The following is an 8,398-nucleotide window of genomic DNA, read 5'->3' as shown; positions in this document are numbered from 1 at the left end:
TTCCTACGGAATTTCGATTAAAAAGAACCATCCGTTCGAAAAATATTGTAGAGCCGGATTTTAATCCGGTTACAACAAAATGTTCCCGAATACAAAACTTGCTGCAATATTATTTTTTTCTACGGAATTTCGATTAAAAAGAACCATAGGTTCGAAAATATTGTAGGGCCGGATTTTAATCCGGTTACAACAAAATGTTCCCCAATACAAAAGAACCATAGGTTCGGGCAATTTTTGTAACAAGAAATGGCAATCTGCTAAAACAATCGCAACAATCTAAATACCAAATATTTATTATATATTTGATAATACCAATTTGGTTTTAAATAAACGAATTATGAAATCATGCACCATTTTCTTCACAGTTTTGACTTTAGCCATTTTCGCATCTTGCAAAAAAGAAACCAAACCAGAAACTCCCGCAAAAACCTATTCTAAACTCGCAAAAGCCGAATGGTTTATTGGCGAATGGGGAAATAAATCGGCAGACGGCGAACTTACTGAACGATGGAAAAAAGAAAATGATTCGGTTTATTTAGGAGAATCCTATTTTGTTGTGGGACAAAATGATACCGTTTTTGCAGAACATGTACGTCTTGAGGAAGCAAACGGAAAATTAGCTTATATAGTAACAGTTCCGGGGCAGAATCAGGAATTGCCCGTAAGTTTTGAAATGACCTCGGCTGCAGATAATCAGATTGTTTTTGAAAACCAAAAACACGATTATCCAAATAAAATCATTTACAATCTGGTTGAGAAAGATTCGCTAATAGCAGAAATTTCAGGTTTGAAAAAAGGCAAACCTTATACCGAGAAATTTATTATGAAAAAGCGATAAGATAGATTTACAAGCAAAAAAACTTAGAATCTCAAAACCTCAGCAACTTAGCGACTTAAAAAAAATCACTCATTCTCCCCTATCTTATTCACCATAAAAATCATCACAATTCCTAAAAGCGCCATAATCAAAAACGCCCATTTCATACTTAGATATTCTGAAATAAAACCAACCATTGGCGGCACTAGTAAAAAACCAAGATAACCAATTGTAGATATAGAAGTCAAAGCAGATCCGCTGCTTAATTTTGAAGATCTTCCGGCAATACTAAACACCAGTGGCACCACACAAGAAACTCCAAACCCTATTAAAACATAACCAAAAATAGTTGGGTAAGCATACGGCAGGATAAAACAAAGACCAAAACCAGCAGTGATTAAAATTCCGCTGTAAAGCAGGATTTTTTTAGTTCCAAATTTCATTACGCCATAATCGCCAAATATACGTCCTAAAGTTACTGCCGACGCAAAAAATACAAAAGCAGCACTTGTTAATTTTGGAGAAGCCTTTAAGATATTCTCAAAATAAATACCGCTCCAGTCATACATCGTATTTTCACAGGCCATAGACACGAAACAAATCAAGGCAAACTTTATAAGATTCTTTTCCGGCATCGAAAAAAACTTCTTTTTAACCGGAACAGGTTCATTATGAATACTCATTGGGTAAAAACAAGCTGTAAGAGCCAGCATAAAAATACTTACTCCCAATAAATGATGTGATGGAGCAATTTTCTGCGTTACCATTACATAACCTAAACCCGCTCCTGAGAAAACAGCAATACTCCAAACTGCATGAAAACGTGTTATAATCGATTTTGGATAGAGTTTCTGCACTTCAAGAGACTGTGCATTTATTGACAAATTGAAAATATTACGCGAAGCTCCAAAAAACAAAAGTATAATAACCAGCTGCCAGACAAACGCGGCTAAACCAGGCAAAGACAAAGCTACATTAAACATAACTGCTCCAAGCAGCATAATATAACGGCTGCTGTACTTGTTTAACAGCTTTCCGGTAAACGGCATTGTAAGCATTAAACCTATTGGAAAAGCAAATAAAACAGCTCCAAATTCAGCTTCAGATAAATGCAGCTGCGCCTGGATATGCGGAATTCTGGAAACCCACGAAGAATAACCAAAACCAGAAAGAAAGAAAAATACAGTATTTGCTATTCGATATCCTCTAGGCGTGTTTTGAATCTTTTTGAAAAAAGGTAAAATCATGAATTCTTTTATTTCAGACTGCAAAAATAAAGCTTTTAAAACGAATTATTGTCGGTTTCACACTTTAATAAATACATCCAATTTTTCGGTTTTATTTCAGAAAAAATAAAAGACTTTTCTTTCTTATTTAACCTTGTAAGGCTTAAAAACAAATGAATTTAAATATTATTTGTAAAAAAAACAATAATTTCTACATTTGTATTGTTTTTATTTATTCTAAATAAATTTTAATTACAAACCAATTTTTAACCAATGAAATATCTTAGACCGAAAACATTACGTTTTCTAATGACAATTAGTTTTGTCTTTACGTTCTTAACCACGTTTGCACAGCAAAATGGAAAAATTAAAGGAACCATCACAACTTCAGATGGAGAAAAGGCTGCCGGAGTAAATATTATTTTAAAAAACTCAAAATATTGGGCAGTTTCTGATGAGAACGGAAATTTTGAATTTAACAGAGTAAAACCAAACACTTATATTTTACAAGTTTCCTTAACAGGATACGAAACCCTTGAAAGCGAAGTAATTGTTGCTGAAAGCGAAACAACTACTGTAAATCTGCAGTTAAAAGTTTCTAACAAAGAATTAAAAGAGGTTGTCATAAACAACAAAAAAAGCATTTTGTCTAAAAAAACAGATTATGTTGCCAGAATGCCTTTAACAAATCTGGAAAATCCACAAGTTTATAACGTTATACATAAAGAACTTCTTTTAGAGCAGGTTTCTGTAGATATTAAAAGTGCAGTACAGAACTCACCCGGAGCAGTTCCTGTTACGTATCCTTCAGGAGGTGTTGCTGTAACTTTTAGAGGATTTACTACTGGAATTAATGCCAGAAATGGTATGGAAACCTCAACTAACCGTTCTTCTACTGATCTTGCTAACGTAGAAAGAATTGAGATTTTAAAAGGTCCATCCGGAACTTTATTTGGTTCTACTATTTCATCTTTTGGAGGTGTTGTAAACCTTGTTACCAAAAAACCTTTTGAAACAACTGCAACAGAGGTTTCTTATACTACGGGAAGTTTTAACTTAAATCGCTTTACTGCAGATATTAACACACCTTTAAATGAAGAAAAAACGGTATTATTTAGAATAAATGCTGCAGTTAACAGAGAAAAAAGCTTTTTAGATTATGGCTTCAATAATACGGTTGCCGTTACTCCAAGTTTAACTTTTAAAGCAAACGAAAAACTTACTTTTAATATCGATGCTGAATACATCAGTTCAAACAATACCAGACGTACTTATCATAGATATGATGCTGCTTCCGGAATTACAAACCCTGGTGATTTGAAAATTGACTACAAAAAATCATTATTCTATGATGATAATGATGCTAAAACTTCTGCAAATAAAGTTTTCGCTCAGGCAGAATATCAAATATCAGAAAATTGGAAATCTACTACTCTATTCTCTTTTATGGGAGAAAACGTAGATCGTAGTTATCAGACTTATACGCTTTGGTTAAACCCATACCAAGCGGCAAGAAGAGTTGGAAACTGGGGACCTATTTATGACAATTACACTAATATTCAGCAAAATATTAACGGCCAGTTTGCAACAGGCAGTATTAAACATAAACTATTAGTTGGTGCAAATTACAATTTTAATAAAAGCGGATTCTCTTCTGGAGCAACAGCGTATATTGATACTATAGACGTGAGAACTCCTTTTGATCCTATGAGAAGAAAAACGGTAGATGCTACATTAAAACAAACTGCATATCCAGTTACTACCAATAAGACTTTTAGCGTTTACGCTTCGGATGTTATTAATTTTACTGAAAGATTATCAGCAATGCTTAGTTTACGTTTAGACAACTATAAACTAGATACTGTTGAAGGTACAGAAGGTTACAATCAAACGGCATTATCTCCAAAATTAGGATTAGTGTATCAGGTTGTTAAAGATCAGGTTTCGATCTTTGGAAATTACATGAACGGATTTCAAAATTCGCCTCCTGCTACACAACCAGATGCTACTAGATTGATTTTAGATCCAGTATATGCCGTACAATATGAAGCTGGTGTTAAGGTTGAAGCATTCAATAAAAAATTAAGTACTACTTTAAGTTATTATAATATCAAAATTGACAATGCAGTACAATATGACAATAATGGTTTTGCTTATCAAAATGGAGAACAAGTCAGTAAAGGTTTTGACTTTGAATTAATTGCTAATCCAATTAACGGTTTTAACATTATTGTCGGATATGCTTTTAATGACAATACAATTCCTGCTACTGGCAAAAAAGCTGTTGGAGCTCCAGAAAACGTTGCAAATTTCTGGACAACTTATACCTTACAAAACACTGTAAAAGGTTTAGGAGCTGGATTTGGAATTAATTATGTTGGAAAAAGTTATATGTTTGATGACAATGTTTTTTACATTCCTTCTTATACTACGGCAAATGCTACTGTATTTTACGATCAGCCTACCTGGAGAGTCGGACTTAAATTCAACAATCTTTCAAACGAAAAATACTGGGATTTTTATGGAAACTCTCAATCTCCAACAAACTTCTTAGTTAATTTGACATTAAAATTCTAAAGTCATTTTTTTTCTTAAAATAACACCTCTGTAATACAACGGAGGTGTTTCTTTTTGTTAAACATTTTATTTATAAATCTTAGTAAATGACTTTTAAAAAATTAATTCTAAAAATCCATTTATGGCTGGGATTATCTTCCGGTTTAATTGTAGTTATATTGGGTATTACAGGATGCCTGTATTGTTTTGAAGAAGAATTACGTCCTATTGTTCATGATTATTATTACGTAGATCAGATAAAGGACAAAAAATTACCTTTAAGCCAATTAATTGAAATTGCAAAAAATGCAAATTCTGATTATCCTAAACAATCTTTTTCAGGATGCAGGACGTTTAGCGATGATAATCGTACTGTAGTTATCTGGTTTTATAAAGAATTAGACAAAGATGCGTTTTGGTACTGGAATCAATATCATAATACTTATCTCTATCTGGATCCTTTTACCGGAAATGTAAAAAAACAAGAAGATTATAATTTCGAGTTTTTTGTTTTTGTTCGAATGCTGCATCAAACATTATGTCTCAACAGCGATATTGGAGATCCAATTGTAGGAACGGCAACTATTGTATTTATTATTTCGCTTATTACCGGTCTTATACTTTGGTGGCCCAAAAACAAGCAGGCGGCTAAACAACGTTTTTCGTTTAAATGGAAAAACAGTACTAAATGGAAACGCAAGAACTACGATTTACATAATATTCTCGGATTCTATTCGATGCTTTTTGCTTTACTAATCGCCTTGACAGGATTAGTCTGGGCATTTCAGTCTTATGATAAAGGGGTACAATGGCTGCTTAATGGTGGAAAGACGTTTGAAAACGAGAGATTCGTTTCTGATACTACTCAATACACTAAAAAAATGCCCACTGATAAGATTTATGCTTCCATTAGACAATCACAGCCTAAAGCAAAAAGTTTTTATTTGTTTGTACCTGAAGAAAAAGATTCACTGGCAACATTTAGCACATTTATAAGATACAATAATCGTTTTGATGATGTCTCTATTGAATTTGATCGTTATACAGCCAAACCTTTAAAAATTGAGACTTATCACGAGAAGAATAATGGTGAGAAGTTTCGGTTTATTAATTATGATCTGCATGTTGGAAGTATTCTTGGATTTCCGGGAAAAGTACTCGCCTTTTTTGCCAGCCTGATTTGTGCAAGTTTACCAGTTACCGGTTTTTTAATCTGGTGGGGAAGAAATAACAAAAAAACCAACAAAACGAAGTAATTATAAGGGTTCACAGTATTGTTAAAAAAATTATAATTTCTACATTTGCGGTGTTTTTACCAATCTTACACATCCCCCCGTAATCCACTTAAAAAGAAAAAAATCATGAATTATTTTAACCGCAGCATGAAGCGTTTTATGTATTTAACAGCCCTGCTTTTTATTTTTACAAGCACTGTAAACGCTCAACAGACTAACGGAAAAATTAAAGGAAACATTACAACGTCTGATGGCGAACCTGCAATTGGCGTAAACATCATTCTAAAAAACTCAAAATACGGAACTGTTTCTGAAGAAGATGGTTCTTTTGAATTCAACCGAGTAAAACCAAATACTTATACTGTTCAGGTTTCATTATCAGGTTACGAAACTCTGGAACAAGATGTTACTGTTTCTGCAAGCGAAACATCGTCATTAAAATTACAGCTGAAAGTTTCAAATAAACAGTTAAAAGAAATTATTGTTACCAATTCCAGAGGCAAAGCATTTCCAAAACAAAGCAGCTTTGTATCAAAAATGCCTCTAAAAAACGTTGAAAATCCTCAGGTTTACAATATTGTTTCATCAGAATTAATGAAAGAACAGGTAATTACAAATTATGATGATGCTTTAAAGAATGTTCCGGGAATTCAAAAATTATGGCAGTCTACAGGACGTGGCGGTGATGGAGGTTCATTTTATTCATTACGTGGTTTTGAAGTTCAGGCCAATGTTGTAAACGGACTGCCTGGATTAACAAGAGGAAGTTTAGATCCGGCAAATATCGAACGTATCGAAGTCATCAAAGGACCATCTGGAACTTTATTTGGAAGCAGTTTAGTAAGCTACGGCGGTCTTATTAATACTGTTACTAAAAAACCATACAGCGGTTTTGGCGGTGAAGTTTCATATATAGCAGGAAGCTTTGGCTTAAACAGAGTTACTGCAGATATTAATACACCGCTTGACGATAATGATAATGCGGCTTTTAGAATTAATGCGGCTTACCAGACAGAAAACAGTTTTCAGGACGCTGGGTATAGAACTTCAATTTTTGTTGCTCCTTCCCTTTCTTATAAAGTAAATGAAAAATTGTCTTTCTTGATTAATACTGAATTTATGGCCGAAGAAAAAGCAGCATCACCTATATTGTTTTTAGGCCAGTACTCAAAACTTCAGTATGCTGATTTAAATGATTTAAACTACAATACAAAACTATCTTTTTACAGCAACGATTTACCAATGAAAAATCCGAGATTCAATCTGCAGGCTCAGATGAATTATAAGATTTCTGACCAATGGACTTCGCAGACTATTCTTTCAAGAACTTCAACTAAATCAAAAGGATATTACTCTTACATGTCTGACAATGAAGACGGGAATAGAGATTTTGCTTTCTGGATCACAAAAGAAAATTCTCAAACTGCAACAACTGATATCCAGCAGAATTTTATTGGAGATTTCAAAATTGGAAAAATGAGAAATCGTCTTGTGGCAGGTTTAGATTATTTTGAAAGAAATTTAATGTTTGGAGGTTCAGGTTATGCACATCTTTATAACGTTACACCTCAGGGTGAAGTAAGACAGCTGGATCCTGCAAATCCTTACAATTTAAGCCAGACATCAGTAGATAAATTATTAGCTTCTGCACCGGGGCCGGATTATAATTCTAAAGATGCAGCTTACAGCGCTTATGTTTCAGATGTTTTAAACATTACGCCTGCTTTGTTAGTAATGGCGAGTTTAAGGGTAGATTATTTTGATAATGAAGGAAATATCAAAAAAGATACAGATAATTATAATCAAACAGTACTTTCTCCAAAATTTGGAGTAGTTTATCAGCCAATTCAGGATCAATTATCTGTTTTTGCAAATTACATGAATGGTTTTAGAAATATTGCACCAGGATTGGTTTATGACGGAAGCGGAAATGTAATTGGAACAAAAACTTTTGAACCGGAACATGCTGATCAATTAGAAGCTGGTATTAAAGCTGATTTATTTTCAGATAAAGTAACTGCTGCCGCTAGTTATTATGATATTAATGTTGCTAATTTAGTTACCAGCAATCCAATGTATAGTTCACAAGGCGGTGAAGCAAGAAGTCAGGGATTTGAATTTGATTTGAATGCTGCAGTATCAAAAAATTTCAGCATTATTGCCGGATACAGCTACAATCAAAGTAAAATTACCAAAGGAGATATAAACAACGTTTGGTTAGATGAAGGAAAAAGACCTTTCTGGGCAGGGCCAAAAAACCTGGTAAATCTTTGGACTACTTATAAATTTGATGAAGGTGCATTAGAAAACTTCGGACTTGGATTTGGTGGAAATTATGCCAGTGATAATGCTGTTTTAGACAGTGATGTTACAGGAAAATTTGTTCTTCCTGCTTACACTGTTATCAACGGATCTGTTTTCTATAACTCAAATAAATTCCGCGTAAGCTTAAATGTAAATAATATTACCAATAAAGATTACTTTAACGGAGGATGGTCTACAGTAAATCCGCAGAAACCAAGAAACGTTGCTGCTAGTTTTACTTATAAATTCTAATTCAGCTT

General features: G+C 33.6%; 5 protein-coding genes. 4 read left to right on the top strand and 1 reads right to left on the bottom strand.

The window, feature by feature from the left end:
- Positions 1–337 precede the first annotated feature (337 nt).
- Complete coding sequence (locus ACTJIW_RS16300) at positions 338–838, top strand: DUF6265 family protein (RefSeq protein ID WP_440714894.1); 501 nt, start codon at positions 338–340, stop codon at positions 836–838.
- A gap of 65 nt (positions 839–903) precedes the next feature.
- On the opposite strand, the gene ACTJIW_RS16295 is transcribed toward ACTJIW_RS16300, so the two are convergent.
- The gene (locus ACTJIW_RS16295) at positions 904–2,088 is read right to left on the bottom strand and encodes an MFS transporter (protein WP_440714893.1); all 1,185 of its coding nucleotides are present in this window, start codon (positions 2,086–2,088) and stop codon (positions 904–906) included.
- Positions 2,089–2,316: 228 nt separating this feature from the next.
- Between ACTJIW_RS16295 and ACTJIW_RS16290 the strand changes: the two genes are divergently transcribed.
- The 3 genes from ACTJIW_RS16290 (at position 2,317) to ACTJIW_RS16280 (ending at position 8,390) form a co-directional block, all read left to right on the top strand.
- Positions 2,317–4,620, top strand: coding sequence for a TonB-dependent siderophore receptor (locus ACTJIW_RS16290; protein ID WP_440714892.1), 2,304 nt, complete (start codon positions 2,317–2,319; stop codon positions 4,618–4,620).
- A gap of 86 nt (positions 4,621–4,706) precedes the next feature.
- Positions 4,707–5,855, top strand: coding sequence for a PepSY-associated TM helix domain-containing protein (locus ACTJIW_RS16285; protein WP_440714891.1), 1,149 nt, complete (start codon positions 4,707–4,709; stop codon positions 5,853–5,855).
- Between the two features lie 105 nt (positions 5,856–5,960).
- Entirely contained in the window at positions 5,961–8,390 is a 2,430-nt protein-coding gene (locus tag ACTJIW_RS16280; RefSeq protein WP_440714890.1) for a TonB-dependent siderophore receptor, read from the top strand.
- Positions 8,391–8,398: the final 8 nt, after the last annotated feature.

The sequence above is a fragment of the Flavobacterium sp. 22659 genome (assembly GCF_052044235.1).
Classification (GTDB): Bacteria; Bacteroidota; Bacteroidia; order Flavobacteriales; family Flavobacteriaceae; genus Flavobacterium; species Flavobacterium johnsoniae.
The sequence above is the reverse complement of the archived record's forward strand: the minus strand, read 5'-3'. Positions and strand labels throughout refer to the sequence as shown.

Bases quoted from the DNA above. Each gene is read 5' to 3' on its own strand.
- ACTJIW_RS16290 (WP_440714892.1), top strand. From the start codon at position 2,317: ATGAAATATCTTAGACCGAAAACATTACGTTTTCTAATGACAATTAGT.
- ACTJIW_RS16285 (WP_440714891.1), top strand. From the start codon at position 4,707: ATGACTTTTAAAAAATTAATTCTAAAAATCCATTTATGGCTGGGATTA.
- ACTJIW_RS16280 (WP_440714890.1), top strand. From the start codon at position 5,961: ATGAATTATTTTAACCGCAGCATGAAGCGTTTTATGTATTTAACAGCC.
- ACTJIW_RS16300 (WP_440714894.1), top strand. From the start codon at position 338: ATGAAATCATGCACCATTTTCTTCACAGTTTTGACTTTAGCCATTTTC.